Origin of the sequence: Acinetobacter sp. P1(2025) (assembly GCF_051390655.1) — a bacterium.
GTDB lineage: Bacteria > Pseudomonadota > Gammaproteobacteria > Pseudomonadales > Moraxellaceae > Acinetobacter > Acinetobacter junii.
In genome coordinates, this window is sequence record NZ_JBPKBJ010000068.1 from 1 (window position 1) to 17,720 (window position 17,720).

The following is a 17,720-nucleotide window of genomic DNA, read 5'->3' on the forward strand; positions in this document are numbered from 1 at the left end:
TGTTGGTGCTATTTAACAGGTGAATGGCAACATGATCGAAAAAAAGCGATAAAAATAAAGAAGCATGGACGACTTTCAGTAAGTTTATTTCGCTACGGTTTGGACTATGTTCAGATGGCTATTCTACGTTTGATTGGTTTTGGAAAAAAAGAAGAATTTAAGAAAGTGCTAGCAATTTTAAGAAAGAAAAAGCCTGATAGGACAAGGGCCCTATGAAATTTGTCGTGTACAGAGCTGATAAATATAAAAGTAATCCGTATAGCATGATTGTCGTACCAGAGGGTGCGAGTTTTGACGACATGCTTAAACTTAAAGGTGATAAAGAAATTGGTGATAAGATCAATAAAATCATTGCATTATTGGCAGAAGAAAATGATCTGAAAGGTGTAATTGATGTCGCTGATTTTAATGATGAAGACAAGCTTGGTAAAGGCAAGGAGATGCAAGACCGTTTGTCTAAGCTGATTGGGATTTTTGAGGGGCTGGATTTATCATCAAATCGAGCTGAGGGTGATGACCTACTCGGTGACGCTTATGAATATTTAATGCGTCACTTTGCAACCGAATCAGGTAAGTCGAAAGGACAATTTTACACGCCTGCTGAAGTTTCTCGTATTTTAGCAAAAGTTATTGGAATTCGTCATGATACACCACAAGATGCTAGTGTTTATGACCCGACCTGTGGTTCAGGTTCATTGTTATTAAAAGCCAGTGATGAAGCTCCACGAGGCTTGTCTATTTATGGTCAGGAAATGGACAATGCGACTAGTGCTTTGGCTCGTATGAACATGATTTTGCATGACAATGCGACCGCTAAAATTTGGCAAGGTAATACAATTGCCGATCCACAATGGAAAGATGGCAACGGGCAACTTAAAACCTTTGATTTTGCTGTTGCCAATCCGCCATTTTCTAGTAAAAACTGGACGAGTGGGATTAATCCTGAACACGATAAATTTGAGCGTTTTGTGTGGGGTGTGCCACCTGAGAAAAATGGTGACTATGCTTTCCTGTTGCACATTATTAAAAGCCTGAAAAGTACAGGTAAAGGTGCGGTTATTTTACCACATGGCGTACTGTTTCGTGGTAATGCAGAAGCTCGTATTCGTGAAAACCTGATTAAGCAAGGTTATATTAAGGGTATTATCGGTTTGCCTGCCAACTTATTCTACGGTACGGGAATCCCTGCTTGTATTATCGTGATGGATAAAGAAAATGCCCAAGCACGAACAGGCATTTTCATGATTGATGCCAGCAAGGGCTTTATCAAGGATGGCAATAAAAACCGATTGCGTAGCCAAGATATTCACAAAGTGGTGGATGTATTCAGCAAGCAGCTTGAATTACCACGTTATAGCCGTATGGTGACTTTAGCTGAAATTGCTGATAATGAATATAACTTGAATATTCCTCGTTATATTGATTCCAGTGAAGCTGAAGACATTCAAGATTTAACGGCTCATTTACAAGGTGGGATTCCACAGCGTGATATCGAAGCCTTAAATGCGTATTGGAAAGTATTTCCAACGATTCGCACAACGCTTTTTGTTGATGATCGAGAGGGTTATGTAAAGTCATTGGTTGAGGCGGCGCAAGTCAAAAGCACCATTTTAAATCACCCTGAATTTAAATCTTTTGCTGAGCAGAGTTTGCAGCCATTTACCGCGTGGTGTGAACGTGCAGCACTTGGAAATATTCAAGTGGGCGAACAACCCAAAGCCATTATTCATCGTATCAGTGAGGATTTACTCGATAGTTATGCCGATATGCAATTGTTAAGTAAATACGATATTTATCAGATTTTGATGGATTATTGGGATAGCGTCATGCAGGACGATGTATTTATTTTGAGCCAAGACGGTTGGAATGCTGCCAAAGTATTAAGAAAACTACTTGTCATTAAAGGTGAAAAACTCAAAGAAAGCCCTGATTTGGTGATCAATAAAGATAAATACAAAGCTGAAATTATTGCACCGTCTTTGATCGTGGCACGTTATTTTGCAGCAGAACAAAATAAGATTGATGCGCAACAAGCTGAACTTGACAGCATTAGCCAAGAGTTGGAGAGCTTTATTGAGGAGCATAGTGGTGATGAGGGCTTATTGGTCGATGCACTGAATGATAAAAATAAAGTCACGGCTGCTACTGTCAAAGTTCGGTTAAAAGTGAGCAAAGATAGCGATGAAATCAGTGTGTTAAAGCAGGTGCAAAAACTATTTGAGCAAGAAAGTACATTGAAAAAAGTAGTCAAAGAGTTACAGGATGCTTTGGATTTGGCAGTTTTTCAAAAATATCCGCAGCTTGATGAGCAAGTGATTAAAACTTTAGTGGTTGAGGATAAATGGCTTGCGACACTGAAAAGTAATATTGAAGCGGAAATTGAACGAGTTACGCAACAGCTTACTAACCGAGTAAAAGAGTTGGATGAGCGTTATGCAGAACCTTTGCCACAAATTAGCAAAAATGTTGATAGTTTAAGCGATAAAGTAGCTCAGCATTTAAAAGCGATGGGTTTGGAGTGGTCGCTATGAGTGAGCAAAAGATACCGCAAGGTTATAAACAAACCGAAATTGGAGTGATTCCAGATGATTGGGAAATAGATAAAATTGGCAATGTTGTGTCTATCACAACAGGAGATAAAAATACACAAGATAAAGTTACTGATGGGCTATATCCGTTTTTTGTTCGCTCGCAACAAGTGGAAAAGATTAATTCTTTTTCTTTTGATGGTGAAGCAGTTTTAACTGCTGGCGATGGTGTTGGTACAGGAAAAATATTCCATTATATAAATGGTAAATTTGATTTTCACCAACGAGTGTATTTGATGCACAATTTTAGTGAAAAATTGAATGGATATTATTTTTATATTTTTTTCAGTAATCATTTTTATGACAGAATAATGTCGATGACTGCAAAATCATCGGTAGATTCAGTTAGACGTGAAATGATTGCTGATATGCAAATTATTTTACCGTCAAAATATGAACAAACCCTAATCGCCACCGCTTTATCTGATGTTGATACTTTAATCAGCGAACTGGAAAAACTGATTACCAAGAAACAAGCAATTAAAACTGCAACTATGCAACAACTTTTAACAGGTAAAGCTCGTTTACCGCAATTTGCTTTGCGTGAAGATGGTACAAGAAAAGGCTATAAACAAAGTGAGTTGGGGGAAGTGCCAGAAGATTGGGATGTGAAGACTTACGGTGAAGTTTTTACTTTTCTTTCAACTTCAACAAATTCTCGTGATGATTTATCCTCAGATGGCGATTTGGGTTATATTCATTATGGTGATATACATACGAAATGGAATAATAGACTTGATTTAGATAGGCAAAAATTACCAAAAATTTCAAGAAATCTTGTTTCGTCAGCATTGATTTTAGATGGTGATTTGATCATGGCAGATGCTTCTGAAGATTATCAGGGTATTGGAAAAAGTGTGGAAATATTTAATATCCGTAATAAAAAAATTGTTGCTGGACTTCATACATTTTTGTTACGTGATAAAAACAAAATATTGGCAGATGGTTTTCGAGGTTATTTGCATGCCATTTCAACCGTTAAAGCTGCATTTGATCGATTAGCCACTGGTTTGAAAGTATATGGTATATCAAAAAATAATCTTACAACGATTTTTTTACCAGTACCAAGCATTGAAGAACAAACCGCTATCGCCACAATCCTATCCGATCTGGACAGCGAAATTCAGACATTAGAGCAACGCCTTGTCAAAACTCGTCAAATTAAACAAGGTATGATGCAGGAACTGCTGACGGGGAAAACACGGCTATTACAAGGAACTGTAAACACATGAGTATTCAAATTGATGTGGTTCGTATTTGTGGATTTCGAGGGATAGCCAATATTGAAATAACACTGCCTAGAGTGGCAGTGTTATTGGGGCAAAACAATGCGGGTAAAACTTCTGTAATTAAGGCATTACAGTTAGCATTAGGGGATTATTCTCGTTATTTGACTGATGAAGATTTTCATATCGGCGATGATGAAAAACGTCAGGAGTTAATCACTGTTGATGTTCGATTTATTGCTACGAATACAGATGGTAGTAGAGCGAATGAATTTTCTGAGGAATGGCAACGAGAATTTGATCACGGCAAAATACAGTCAGAAGCAGATGGTAAACAATATGTTGCTATTCGCACTAGAGCGAAACCAGACAAGGTAAAAGGTGGTTACACCGTAGAACGGTTTCATTTAGAAGTGTGGGCGGCTATAAGTGGCTGGCAAGATGTTCCAGTAAATACTAAAAATAGATTAACTAAAAGGTTGGAAGCGACACCTTTTATTTCGATTGATGCCCAGCGAGATATACATAATGAGCTAAAGGAAAAGACTTCTTTTATTGGTCGTGTATTATCTAGCGTAGAATACAAAGAAGATGATGTAGCTGAATTAGAGCGTATGGTTGCAAAAGTTAATCAAGAAGCTATTACGAAAAGTGACCATCTCAATAGTTTGAAAACGCATCTCGATAAACTTAATCAATCATTTGCAGGTTCTGGTCAAACAGAATTGACTCCTTTTCCAAAGAAAATACGTGATCTTTCTAAACGCTTTAGTGTGCATTTTGGAGAGTCTGATAAAGATTCTTTTTCAATGGAATATCATGGCATGGGAACTCGTAGCTGGGCTTCGATGCTAACAGTAAAAGCATTTACCGAATTAATGGTAAAAAAGCATGAGGACGAGGTAGAGCCATTCTTTCCGATCTTGGCAGCAGAAGAACCCGAAGCACATTTACACCCCAATGCACAGCGGACTTTATATAAGCAGTTGATTGATACAACGGGTCAAGTGATTATCAGCACGCATTCACCTTATATCGCTGGTTTGGCAGAATTACATGAAATTAGGTCATTAAGAAAAACTGGCAATTCAGTTGAAGTATATCAACTCAGAGATAACTTTGAAGATGATGATTTAAGAAAACTAAAAAGAGAGGTTGTCCATTCTCGTGGTGAACTTTTATTTTCTAAAGCCATCGTGTTGTCAGAGGGAGAAACTGAAGAGCAAGCTTTGCCTGAATTATTTGAAGCATATACTGGACAGCATCCATTCGCACTCGGGATTAACTTTGTTGGTGTGAATGGCTCGGGTGCGAAATATCGCCCATTTTTCATTTTGGCAAAAGATTTCAATATTCCATTATTTGTATTTAGTGACGGTGAGGTAGAAACGATTAAAGGGCTGAAAAAAAATTATGAGATGATATTTGGTACTACTGATGTTGAAAATACGCCTAATATATTCATTTTAAATAGAACAGATTTTGAGGGTTACTTACTTAGTCAAGGTTTTAAAGACTTAATTGAGCAGACTATTCATGAAGTTGCAGGAATGGGAGCAATTGATGATTGGGTTCAGAAAAGAAATGGAACACCATTAAAACCAACAAAATCAAATAAACCTGCATGTATAACTTGTAATCAACCTATTTTTGAATCTGAATTACGAGACTTTAGTGGGGAAGATGGAAGAAAACGGGCTATCCTTGAGATTATTGACTCAAAGAAGCCGCAGTATGCCAAAGCAATTACAGGAAATTTGATTAAGTTACCAAAAGAGTCGTTCCCACAAAAGATTATTGATCTTTTTAAAGAAATTGAATCTGGAGTCTGATATGAATCTTTCCCAAGCTCAGCGTCAGATTGTTGAAGCACCTATTGGTGGGGCTATTCAAGTCCTTGCATCGGCAGGCTCAGGTAAAACTCGAGTTTTGACTGAGCGAATCCGTTATATTTTGGAAACGACAAAAAAAGAGGGTGTTATTGCTTTAACGTTTACCAATAAAGCGGCTGAGGAAATGAACACTCGTTTGGCTCATTGTGAACACATACAAGATAGAGCATGGATTGCTACAACTCATTCAGTTGCCCAACGTATTTTAGAAAAATATGGTCATACCATTGGATTACCAACGGATTTACATATTTATGATAGAGATCGGGATAGAATGGAAGTCTTTTTGCAATCTCTACGGGATGATGGAATCGAGGTTGATAAGTATTTAGATATTTCTGATTCAAAAGAGTTGAAAAGCAGAGAAAAAAAACTTCAAACATATATGGATATTTTTTCAAAAATCAAACGGGAATTGCTGACAGAATCTGGTATATCCTCAGTCTATCCTAATAATAATATTTGGAAAAAATTTCAGGATTATCAACAGTCATTGCTCAATAGCGGTGGCATTGATTATGATGATATATTGATATATGCACACAAAATATTATTGACACATGAATGGATCGCAAAAATATATCGTTCCAAATACAAGCATATATGCGTAGATGAAGCTCAAGATCTAAATAAGACTCAATATGAGTTTATAAAAGTATTGTGCGGTGATGTGATAAAAAGTGTTCTGATGGTAGGTGATCCTAACCAAATGATTTATGGATTCAATGGGTCATCAGATCGATATCTCAATGAGGAATTTATCCATGATTTTTATCCTCAACAATTTGAGCTAAAAGAAAACTATCGAAGTACTAAAGCTGTTATTGGAGCAGCAAATAAATTAAGACCAAACTCTCAAACTGGGGGTGAGTATGCTTTAGATGGTAATGTGCAAATTAAAGATTTTGATACAGAAGAAGCAGAAGCAAATGCCGTTGTTGATGAGATTAGGAAACTCTTGGATTTAAAAAGTCATGCTGAAATTGAGGGAGAAATATCCTTAAATAAAATGGTGGTGATTGCGCGGAATAGATTTGTCTTTCACAAATTAGAAGCAATTCTTAAAGACAAGGGAATACCTTATTCATTAAGAAAAGGTGAGAGACAACTTGAACCATCAACAACTTTTGGTAAGGTACTGGATTGTGCTATCCGAATTAAATTAAATCCTAAAGATTGGGTGAACGGTAAAAAGTTATGTCAAGTATTAGGTATTGTAGAACCTGAGAATTGGGACGTAGATGTCTTATCAAATATGGCAGTTCAGGTTGATGAATCTATTGAGGGGGAAAGCAGTGCATTATTGGCAAAACTACTCTTAACAATTGATGGCTTGGATATTGAAAATCCTAATATACCTAAATTTATAAAAGAGCTTGATATTGCTTTAAAGTCTTCAGTAGAAAATCAACAAAGTGCACTTAGTGACGAAATAGAAGAAGTTAAATCGAGCCTTGATGAGTTGAATGAGTTTAGTTGTGCATGGACTAAATTTAAAAGAAAGGGCTTGGGGGATTCATTGACGGCATTTAGAAATGCCTTGGCTCTCGGTCAACTTTCAGATCATGATATTGATGGCGGTCTAACTTTAAGTACGGTACATACCATGAAAGGATTAGAGAAAGACATTGTATTTTTAATTGGTATGTGTGAGGGAGTATTTCCTGACTATCGGGCTAAGACAGCTAAAGAGTTAGAAGAAGAGAAGAACAACGCTTTTGTGGCAGTAACACGAGCTCGACGTTGGCTATATATGTCTTATCCTAAGCAAAGAATGATGCCTTGGGGTGATATAAAGTTTCAGGCAGAGTCATGTTTTATTAGATTACTTAGGGCTGAGAAGTAGATCATGCTAAAAACAGAATTATTGGAAATCATTGCCAACGGTGAAAACTCAGGCATTGAATTTAAACGTGATGATATTCGCCCAGAACAATTTGCCAAAGAAGTGGTTGCCATGGCCAACTTTCAAGGTGGGCGAGTGCTGTTTGGTGTTGAAGATGATGGCACAATTAGTGGGATACAAAGACCAGACCTTGAAGAATGGGTGATGAATGTTTTTCAAAGTAAAATTCACCCGATGATTTTACCTTTTTACGAAGAGGTAAAACTTGAAGATGGTAAAACAGTTGCTGTCGTGAGTTTTCCGATTGGTATTTCTAAGCCTTATGTATTGCGACATAGTGGTAAAGAAGAAATTTATATCCGTGTTGGAACAACCTCACGCTTAGCAACTCGAGAACAGCAAATGCGTCTGTTTGAACTGGGTGGTATGTTACATACAGAAGTAATGCCTGTACCCCGTACTGATATGAGTTGTTTAGATGATGCTCGATTGATGAATTATATTCGAGATATTTTGCGTGATCCTGATGTCCCACAATCAACAGAGGCATGGCAAGCCAGATTACTTGGATTGGGTTTTCTGACCGAAGCTGCTGGAAATATTTGCTGCACGATTGCAGGTTTGATTTTATTTGGTAAAAATCCACGACGCTATTTAAAGCAAGCTGGTTTAAGAGTAATGGCATTCTATGGTGATGATAAAGATTATCAAACGGCTTTGGATGAAATTCTTGATGGTGCAATGGTTGGTCGCTGGGATATGGACAATGGAGATAAGCGTTTGATCGATGGGGGCATTATTGAGCGTTTTATGCAAGCCATGACGCCATTTATTTCACAACAATCGGCTGAAGTAAATATAGAGTTAAGACGAGAAACACAGTGGTTTTATCCTCTTGAAGCTGTACGTGAAGCATTGATTAATGCTTTGGCTCACCGTGATTGGACACGTTTTGTAGAAATTGAGGTTTCTGCTTATTCAAATCGGCTTGAAATTATTAGCCCAGGTACATTACCCAATTCAATGACTGTAGAAAAAATGAAAGCAGGTCAGCGTTCGCCTCGTAATACCATTGTGATGGAGGTCTTGCGTGATTATGGTTATGTTGATTATCGTGGTATGGGCGTAAGAACAAAAATTGTACCTTTGACCAAAGCATTAACAGGTAAAGAACCTGAATTTGAGCTTACAGAAGATTATTTAAAAACAGTTTTGTATCGCTAGATAAGGATAAAAAATGAGCCAAGTCGGTCAGCGTGAACGCATTACCCAAAATCGAGTGGTGCATTTTTTTCAGCAACAATTAGGCTATCGTTATTTAGGCGATTGGCATGATAGAAATGATAATAAAAATATTGAACACGATATTTTAATTGCTTGGCTTAAAAAACGTGGTATTAGTGATGCCTTGATTAACAGAACCATGCGCCAACTCGATACTGCAACTGCATTGGGTGAGGGCAAAAAACTTTATTATGCCAATAAAGATGTATATCGTTTATTGCGTTATGGGGTTAAAGATAAAGAAGGTGCTGGTGAACTAAATCAAACCGTTTGGCTCATTGATTGGCATCATCCTGAAGCAAATGATTTTGCAATTGCTGAAGAAGTTTCTATTAAAGGTGAAAATAAAAAACGTCCCGATATTGTCCTGTATGTAAATGGTATTGCTTTGGGTGTATTAGAGCTGAAACGTTCATTGGTGGATGTGTCTGAAGGGATTCGACAAAATTTAGATAATCAAAAAAAAGATTTTATCCGTAATTTTTTTAGCACAATACAACTGGTGATGGCAGGTAATGACACGCAAGGATTGCGCTATGGCATGATTGAAACACCTGAAAAGTATTATCTGGAATGGAAAGAAGAACCTCATCACATAGAGGGACATAAACTTGATTATCATTTAGGTAGAATGTGTAATAAACAACGGTTTTTGCAAATCATTCATGATTTTATAGTCTTTGATGCGGGCGTGAAAAAAACTTGCCGACATAATCAGTTTTTCGGTATTGAAGCTGCAAAGCAACGTATTGCCAAACGAGAGGGTGGTATTATTTGGCATACACAAGGATCAGGTAAAAGTCTGACAATGGTGTGGTTAGCTAAATGGATACGAGAAAATGTCAGTGATAGCCGTGTACTTATTGTCACAGATCGAACTGAGTTGGATGAGCAAATTGAGAAAGTCTTTACTGGTGTAGAAGAAGAAATTTATCGTACAAAAAGTGGTGCGGATTTGGTTGCAACACTGAATCAGCCAGCCCCTTGGCTTATGTGTTCATTGGTGCATAAATTTGGTCGTTCTTCAGATGCAGACGATGATGCTGCAACGAATGAATTTATTGAACAGCTTAAACAATCCATGCCTAAAGAGTTTAAAGCTAAAGGTAATGTATTTGTTTTTGTTGATGAATGCCATCGTACCCAATCAGGTAAATTACACGAGGCAATGAAAGCGATTTTACCTGAAGCCATGTTCATTGGTTTTACGGGTACACCTTTGATGAAAAAGGATAAACAGAAATCAATAGAGGTATTCGGTTCTTATATTCATACCTATAAATTTGATGAAGCGGTTGCCGATGGGGTCGTCCTTGATTTGCGTTATGAAGCACGAGATATTGACCAAAATATTAGTTCACAGAAAAAAATTGATGAATGGTTTGAAGTAAAGACTCGTGGGTTGTCACGCCTAGCAAAAACCCAACTTAAAAAGAAATGGGGAACAATGCAAAAAGTCTTATCAAGTAAATCTCGTTTACAGCAAATCGTAAATGATATTTTACTGGATATGGAGACAAAGCCACGTTTGATGGATGGGCATGGTAATGCCATATTGGTTTGTTCCAGTGTCTATCAGGCATGTAAGGCTTACGAAATGTTTAACCAGACTGATTTGGCTGGTAAAGTTGCGATTGTGACCAGTTTTCAGCCGACCCCTGCCAGTATCAAAGGTGAAGAAACAGGCGAAGGACTCACCGAAAAACTATTTAAATATAATATTTACCGCAAAATGCTAGCGGATTATTTCGAGAAAACGGAAGAAGCAGCAGCAAGCATTGTCGAAGAGTTTGAGACTTCTGTTAAAAAACGTTTTATAGACGAACCTTCACAGATGAAATTGTTGATTGTAGTGGATAAGCTTTTAACAGGTTTTGATGCGCCATCAGCAAGCTATTTATATATTGATAAACAAATGGCAGATCACAATTTATTCCAAGCGATTTGTCGGGTCAATCGCTTGGACGGTGATGATAAAGAATATGGTTATATTGTCGATTATAAAGACCTATTTAAATCTATAGACCAAGCTATTTCTGATTATACTCAGGAGGCTTTTGATGGTTATGATAAAGACGATGTTGCAGGATTATTAAAAGACCGTTTACAGCAGGCTAAATTAGATTTAGATACTGCTTTAGAAATGGTTAAGGCATTGTGTGAACCTGTTAAAGCTCCTCGAAACACTCAAGACTATATTCATTATTTTTGTGGTGAATCAGGGCATAATCAAGATCAGCTCACTGAAAAAGAAGCCCTTCGTTTAGCGCTTTATCAAAATGTGGTGAAGCTCATTCGTGCTTTTGCAAATATTGCCAATGAAATGCAAGAGGCTGGCTATAATGAAGCGCAAATTGCAACTATTCGAGCCGAAGTCATACATTTTGAAAAAGTGCGTGATGAAGTTAAAATTGCTAGCGGCGATTTACTTGATATGAAACGCTTTGAGCCTGCTATGCGCCATCTACTCGATATGTATATTCGTGCTGAAGACAGCGAAGTATTGATGGACTTTGAAGAATTAGGCTTGATAGAACTGATTGTGGAAAAAGGTACAGATGCGTTGGATGCCTTGCCTAAAGATATTCGCAATGACGAACAAGCGATGGCAGAAACTATCGAAAATAATGTTCGTAAAACAATTATTGATGAAAACCCCGTGAATCCAAAATACTACGAACAAATGTCAGTTTTGTTGGATGAGTTGATAGAATTACGTCGTCAAAAAGCCATTGAATATCAAGAATATTTAAAACGTATCCGTGATCTATCTAGTAAAATTATTCGTCCTGAACAAAGTACGGCGCATTATCCTAGCTCTATGGATAGTAATGCTAAACGAGCGTTATATGATAATTTTGGCAAGGATGAGGTACTAGCCACGAAGATTGACAGTGTTATTCGCTATACTAAAAAGGCAGATTGGGTAGGGGATAAATTTAAAGAACGTGAAATTGCATTTGCAATACAGCAAGACACAAAAGGCTATGATCTTGATATGCAAAGTGTCATGGAGCTTGTCAAAGCGCAAAGAGAATATTGGTAATGCAATGGCTACATATTGGTGAGCTTGAGATTGAGCTACACCGTAAGGCAATTAAGAACTTACATTTGAGTGTGTTGCCACCAGATGGGAAAATAAGAGTATCTGCTCCTATTACCATGTCTGATACGGCTATACGCATGGCGGTGATTAGTCGTATTCCATGGATTAAGAAACAGCAATCGACTTTTCTTAATCAGTCTCGTCAATCAGTTCGAGAAATGGTCAGTGGGGAATGCCATTATGTTTGGGGTAAAAAATACCGCTTAAATGTTGTGGTAACATCTGGACAGCATCGCATTGAATTTTCACATGCCAATCGACTTGATATGTATGTTCATGCAACTACCTCAAGCCAAAATAAACAGAAATTACTAGAAGCATTTTATCGAATGCAACTACAGGAAAAACTTAATTTACGCTGTTCATCTTTACTGGCTAAAATTGGTGTAGAACCAAGTTTTATCGGTATTCGTAAAATGAAAACCCGTTGGGGGAGTGCCAATCCATTGTCGAAAAGAATATGGTTGAATTTGGAATTGGCGAAAAAACCAGTTGAATGTTTGGAGTTTATTCTTACGCATGAGTTGGTGCATTTAATCGAGCGTCATCATAATGATCGTTTTGTAATGTATATGGATCAGTTTCTTCCTCAATGGCGTGATCGAAAGGCTTTGTTGAATAGTTTGCCTTTAACTTCCTAAGTCCTACATTATATCAATATTAGTTCATCCCACCGAAATGGATTTGGACTTAACTTATCACGACTCCTTCTTTGTCATTGTGATACTCCTACGCTACTGGGCGTGTTTGAAGTGATTTGAGCCTGTAAATTATTTTGTGTTTTGGATTCAAATTTAAAAGTTGTGGATAAACAATAGTGCGACATTTAGTGTCGTAGGTTAATGTGCATTTGATCGGAAATTATTCATTTCATTTTTTGGTGCAGCCGTATATTCATCAATTGGCATTTCTACTAAAAAATCTGGTGCTTCATCATGAGTGGCGTGTAACCAAGCATTTCTTCGACTTGGGGGAATAACAACGACGGAACGTTTTTCGTCCTCGGGTGCATGAAATTGATTTAGAAACGGATGTGTGTCTACATTGATCGTCAGCATCGACATTGACCGAATTTCTTCACCATTCACAACGGCATATTCATAAATGCCTGCGACAGTAAAAGGCATACCATCGGTGCGGTATAGTCAAACTACTTTATTATCCATACAGGATTCTAAAAAAACTCGAAATAATTCATCGATTTAGTTGTATTGTTTTTATAATGATTTGACTATAAATGCCATACCAGTGGGCTTTTCCGTCGATGTATTTTGGCTCAAAAATGGTTTCAACGGGGATCAAACAAAACTGATTTTTCTTCCAAGCATTTTTAAATGAAGGTTTAGACGCTATAGTTTCAGTACGTGCATTATAAGTATTTTTCACTTGCTAGATGTCTTTGACCCACGGCGCAACCAACCCAAAGCGAGCCAGTCGCCATTCGATGTTGCCAGCTTTAGCAAATAAGAGGTGGTGTGTTTATGTGTTTTGTAGAGAAAAGTTCAAAATTTAGGACTGTTTAAATAAGTATGAATAATTTTAAATAAATATCAATATCATAGGTTAATGGTTTAAATCCTAATTAAGGATTTAAACTATTCGTGAAACAATATTGTGCCCAATCAGCCATTAAGCATTTTCTCTTTTCTAAGTAAGCCCCACGTAAATATGCAGCCTCAACATCATCTGGAAGTTTATGAGCAAGTACATGTTCACAAACTTCACGAGGGTAATCTGTTTTATCTGCTGACCAATCACGGAATGTTGATCTGAAACCATGTGTAGTAATCACCCGATTTTGTTTGGGATCAATATAGCCTAAGCCATTTTCTTCCATTTTTTGTTCGTGCATACGCTTGATCAATGTGGTTAATGACATATCAGATAGCATTCCACCATTGCGAGGAGCAGGGAAAATAAAATCACCTGCTTGAGTGTATGGCTGAATAGACTCAAGTAAATGGATTGCTTCCTGAGATAAAGGAACACGATGTTCTTTTTCAGCTTTCATCCGCTCTTTAGGGATAATCCAGATTTTATTGTTAAGATCAATTTCCTGCCATTTAGCCCCAAAAATCTCACCAGAACGACAGGCAGTTAAAATTGCAAATTCCAGCGCTTTAGGTGAAATCCCTTTTTTCTGTCTCAAGTGCTGGATAAATTCAGCAACCTGTTCATAAGGCAGAGATGAGTGAGGGCGTGATTCTTGCTTTAAGTTACCGAGTATAGGTTCAAGGTTGCCTTTCCATTCAGCAGGGTTGTCACCCACAAAATATCCCATTGCTTTAGCATAATCAAAAACACTTTCTATCCGTCCACGAATACGCTTAGCTGTTTCATTCTTTTCAATCCAGATTGGTTCAAGAACTGCTGCAATATCGACTTTGGTAATTGCCCCAACCATTAAATCACCTAGAGTTGGATAGATATAAGTTTCAAGGGTTGATGACCATTGTCCGATATGCTTCTGATTTTTGAGTTCAAGCGTTTTTTTGGCGATAACTACTTCTGCACATTCACGAAAGGTTTTAGCACGATGTTTCTGTATTTTTAAAGCATTAAGGCATTCCTGTTTTTCTTGGAGAGGGTCAATTCCATCTCGAATTTTTTTCTTTAGTTCACGAGCTTTTTCTCTTGCTTCTGATAATGAAACTTCTGGAAAAGACCCTAGCCCAATATCTCTACGATGAATTTTAACTTTACCTTGATCATCAACTCTGTTACCCACAGCAACTCGAAGTACCCATGCACGAGAACCATCTACAATACGCAAATGTAAGCCATCAACACCACCGACAGCATGTCTACCATTTTCTTTGATCTTTGATACACTTAAAGCCGATAGCTCTTTTGCTTTTTTTGGCATAGGCATTTTGTCCCACATTAAAACCCACATAAAGTTATGGATTTGACTCTACTACATCAAATAGTATCAGACAAGTATTTTTATAAATTATTGATAATAATAAAATTAAAATATTGAGTTGGACGGTATAGGATACCTGTTAGACGGACACCGCTTCCGCCAAATACTTAAAAAGCCTCTGTTTATACAGAGGCTTTTTTATTTCTATAAGAAAATTTTAACTATCTATTCTATTTATTAAGTCAATCTTTTATGGAATCTAAAGTGGATAGATTTTGTGAAAAAGAATACTGATGTTAATACATTCACCCAAGCAAATTTCATACTAAATTGATTGTTTGATAAATTAAGAGAATTGTTATCTAAAATAAAAAATAAATTTTGTATGCTAAAAAACAAGAAAAAACTTTGCTGATAGCATTGCATAACTATTATCTATGTTTTGTACTGCTTTAAAAATCATGCATTTTTTGCATGAAATATTTAATTTTTGCATTATCGTTTTTAAAAGAAAAAAGTGACACTTGCCTGTGCTTATTGTTGAGTCGAAAGTTCTGCTGTATGGCTGAAAAATTTTGACTGAGTCAACATGGATTATCACCAAGGTTTGATGTGTATTGATCACATTGGTGTAAAGAAGGATAGGGAAGGAATAATTATTATGAACCAAAAAAGGTTGCTCAAATATATTCTCATCGCAATGATATCGGGAATATTAGTTGGTTGGGCATGTCATAGCTCAGTAAGTACAGCACAAGCAACGGATATTGCATCTTATTTTAAGATTGTCACGGATGTCTTTCTTCGATTGATCAAGATGATTATTGCTCCATTAGTCTTTGCAACGATTGTTTCAGGATTAATTTCGATGGGTAAATCATCCTCTTTAGGATCGATTACAGTCAAAGCCATGAGTTGGTTTATTGGCGCTTCATTTATTTCACTATTGCTAGGTATGGGACTTGCGAATTATTTCCAACCGGGTGTGGGAATGAATCTCGTTATACCAAAGGAAGCTGTAGATGTTGGTGTAAGTTCATCAAGCTTAAGTCTTCAAACATTTATTACGCATATTTTCCCGCGTAGTTTCGCTGAGGCAATGGCGAATAATGAAATTCTTCAGATTTTAGTCTTTTCGATATTTTTTGGTTCGGCTTTAGCTTATGTTCAACATCAATCTGGGGCTACCGTCATTGGGCGCATTATTGATGAGTTATGTCGTGTGATGTTCCGTATCACGGATTACGTCATGGCTGCTGCACCAATCGCTGTTTTCGCGGCAATTGCATCTGCAATCACAGTTCAGGGTCCGAAGCTTATCTTAGACTATAGTATTTTTATCGGGCAGTTCTATGTGGGGCTGTTGATCTTATGGATGATCCTGATTTCTTTTGGTTATATTTTCTTGAAGAAAGATGTTTTTAGATTGGTCAAAGCTGTACGTGAACCGACAACTTTAGCTTTTGCTACGGCAAGTAGTGAATCTGCTTATCCTAAGACAATGGAAGCGTTGAATAAGTTTGGTGTACCGAAACGGATTACCAGTTTTGTGTTGCCACTTGGTTATTCATTTAACCTAGATGGTTCAATGATGTATATGTCTTTTGCAGTACTCTTTATTGCGCAAGCTTACAATATTGATCTAAGTTTTACTCAACAAGTTTTAATTCTATTAACGTTAATGATCACCAGTAAAGGAATAGCCGGTGTTTCAAGGGCTTCAATTGTTGTGATTGCATCTACTTTAGTGATGTTTAAATTGCCTGAGGCTGGAATTTTATTGATCCTTGCGGTTGATCAATTTTTGGATATGGGCAGAACTGCAACAAATGTCATAGGCAACAGTATTGCTACAGCTGTGATTGCTAGAACTGAAGTGGGCAATGAGGAAGTCGATGAGGTTGAGGAAGTGGTTGTTGATTCAATTGTGCCAGTGAGTCGTTTAGCAGATAACACCTAACTTTTGAAACCAGTAAAAATGATTGGATGACAAGTAAATTTATAAACTAAAATGATTGTTTAATATCGTTGAATCTGATTTTAGATCATCGGTATTAAACAATCATTTTTATTTAATAATTATTATTTAAATTCTTGTGAGGTTAAAAAATCCCAAATATAGTTTATTCTTTTGGAGAGTACGATTTTTCTTCTGATGATATAAACGTCTTGATATGTGTGAAAATTAATTGGTTCAACGATTTTAAGTTTATTTTCTGCAATCTCTTTTTCAACAAGAAGCTTTGGTAACCAAGCAATTCCTAAACCTTGTAAAACGAGTTCTTTTAAATCGCTTGCATTATCAGTTTCATATAATATTCGATAGTTTAGTTGATTTTCTATAATATCATCGACACATTTTCTCAAATAAGCCTGTTTGCTATATGATAACAACGGAAATAATTCATTAAATGAATATTTTGGTTGGTTATTATAAAGGGCGGTGACAGGCAAAATTTCCATTTTCACGATTTTGTGGAAAAGAAAAAGTGAAAAATCCATTTGAGCTAAAGTTTTCTGGTCACAATAACAAATCAAGAAATCGCAAGAACCATCTGTGAGCAAGCGCATGCCTTGTTTGAGGTTTGCTGCAATAATTTCTAATTTTAAATCACTCAGATCTTCGGAAAGCTCATGAATAAAACGAGGGAAAAATTGTGTAATAAGTGAATGCGAAACAGCGAATTTGGTATTTAGTTCATTGTTTTAGGACTTACGCATTGACGGATTCAAAAAAGTACTAAAATACTTTATAAAGTATCTGTGATCAGACGAATTAAACATGCTTCTACAGCAACTTGTACTCTACCCATTTATATGGGCTTTCTCATGACAGAACCGAACTCTATTAGCTGCACACAACTTGCCGAGACTTATAATATCTCGCATGATAGTGTAAATCGCTTTCTAGA

Annotated in this window: 9 protein-coding genes and 4 pseudogenes; 10 read left to right on the forward strand and 3 right to left on the reverse strand. The window is 36.9% G+C overall.

The genetic code is table 11. The features are described from left to right. From ACSC97_RS14510 to ACSC97_RS14545, 8 genes and pseudogenes are all read left to right on the forward strand, one after another. Positions 1-216 (forward strand): annotated as a pseudogene (locus tag ACSC97_RS14510) (IS4-like element ISAba33 family transposase); the annotation flags it as partial. Next, on the forward strand, positions 213-2,531 hold the full coding sequence (locus ACSC97_RS14515) for a type I restriction-modification system subunit M (RefSeq protein ID WP_436661607.1): 2,319 nt from the start codon (positions 213-215) through the stop codon (positions 2,529-2,531). The pseudogene ACSC97_RS14510 and the gene ACSC97_RS14515, both read left to right, overlap by 4 nt. Next, on the forward strand, positions 2,528-3,820 hold the full coding sequence (locus tag ACSC97_RS14520; protein WP_436661609.1) for a restriction endonuclease subunit S: 1,293 nt from the start codon (positions 2,528-2,530) through the stop codon (positions 3,818-3,820). The genes ACSC97_RS14515 and ACSC97_RS14520 overlap by 4 nt, the downstream gene beginning before the upstream one ends. Then, positions 3,817-5,646, forward strand: coding sequence for an ATP-dependent nuclease (locus ACSC97_RS14525; RefSeq protein ID WP_436661611.1), 1,830 nt, complete (start codon positions 3,817-3,819; stop codon positions 5,644-5,646). Before ACSC97_RS14520 ends, ACSC97_RS14525 begins: the two co-directional genes overlap by 4 nt. A 1-nt stretch (position 5,647) precedes the next feature. Continuing rightward, positions 5,648-7,552, forward strand: coding sequence for an ATP-dependent helicase (locus ACSC97_RS14530; protein ID WP_436661613.1), 1,905 nt, complete (start codon positions 5,648-5,650; stop codon positions 7,550-7,552). 3 nt (positions 7,553-7,555) lie between these two features. Continuing rightward, positions 7,556-8,776, forward strand: a complete 1,221-nt coding sequence (locus ACSC97_RS14535; protein ID WP_436661615.1) for an RNA-binding domain-containing protein — start codon at positions 7,556-7,558, stop codon at positions 8,774-8,776. A gap of 13 nt (positions 8,777-8,789) precedes the next feature. Beyond that, the gene (locus ACSC97_RS14540; RefSeq protein ID WP_436661617.1) at positions 8,790-11,882 is read left to right on the forward strand and encodes a type I restriction endonuclease subunit R; all 3,093 of its coding nucleotides are present in this window, start codon (positions 8,790-8,792) and stop codon (positions 11,880-11,882) included. Continuing rightward, positions 11,882-12,583, forward strand: coding sequence for a M48 family metallopeptidase (locus tag ACSC97_RS14545; RefSeq protein WP_436661619.1), 702 nt, complete (start codon positions 11,882-11,884; stop codon positions 12,581-12,583). Before ACSC97_RS14540 ends, ACSC97_RS14545 begins: the two co-directional genes overlap by 1 nt. A 198-nt stretch (positions 12,584-12,781) precedes the next feature. On the opposite strand, the pseudogene ACSC97_RS14550 reads toward ACSC97_RS14545, so the two are convergent. Both ACSC97_RS14550 and ACSC97_RS14555 read right to left on the reverse strand, forming a co-directional pair. Further along, positions 12,782-13,412, reverse strand: a pseudogene (locus ACSC97_RS14550) (SOS response-associated peptidase family protein); the annotation flags it as partial. A 112-nt stretch (positions 13,413-13,524) separates the two neighbouring features. Next, a complete protein-coding gene (locus tag ACSC97_RS14555) occupies positions 13,525-14,808 on the reverse strand; it encodes a tyrosine-type recombinase/integrase (protein ID WP_436661621.1) in 1,284 nt (427 codons plus the stop codon). Between the two features lie 661 nt (positions 14,809-15,469). Here ACSC97_RS14555 and ACSC97_RS14560 point away from each other — a divergent pair. Next, entirely contained in the window at positions 15,470-16,768 is a 1,299-nt protein-coding gene (locus ACSC97_RS14560) for a dicarboxylate/amino acid:cation symporter (protein ID WP_436661623.1), read from the forward strand. Between the two features lie 122 nt (positions 16,769-16,890). Here the strand turns inward: ACSC97_RS14560 and ACSC97_RS14565 are convergent. Continuing rightward, positions 16,891-17,514, reverse strand: a pseudogene (locus tag ACSC97_RS14565) (substrate-binding domain-containing protein); the annotation flags it as partial. A 57-nt stretch (positions 17,515-17,571) separates the two neighbouring features. Here ACSC97_RS14565 and ACSC97_RS14570 point away from each other — a divergent pair. Continuing rightward, a pseudogene (locus ACSC97_RS14570) lies at positions 17,572-17,720 on the forward strand (IS701 family transposase); the annotation flags it as partial.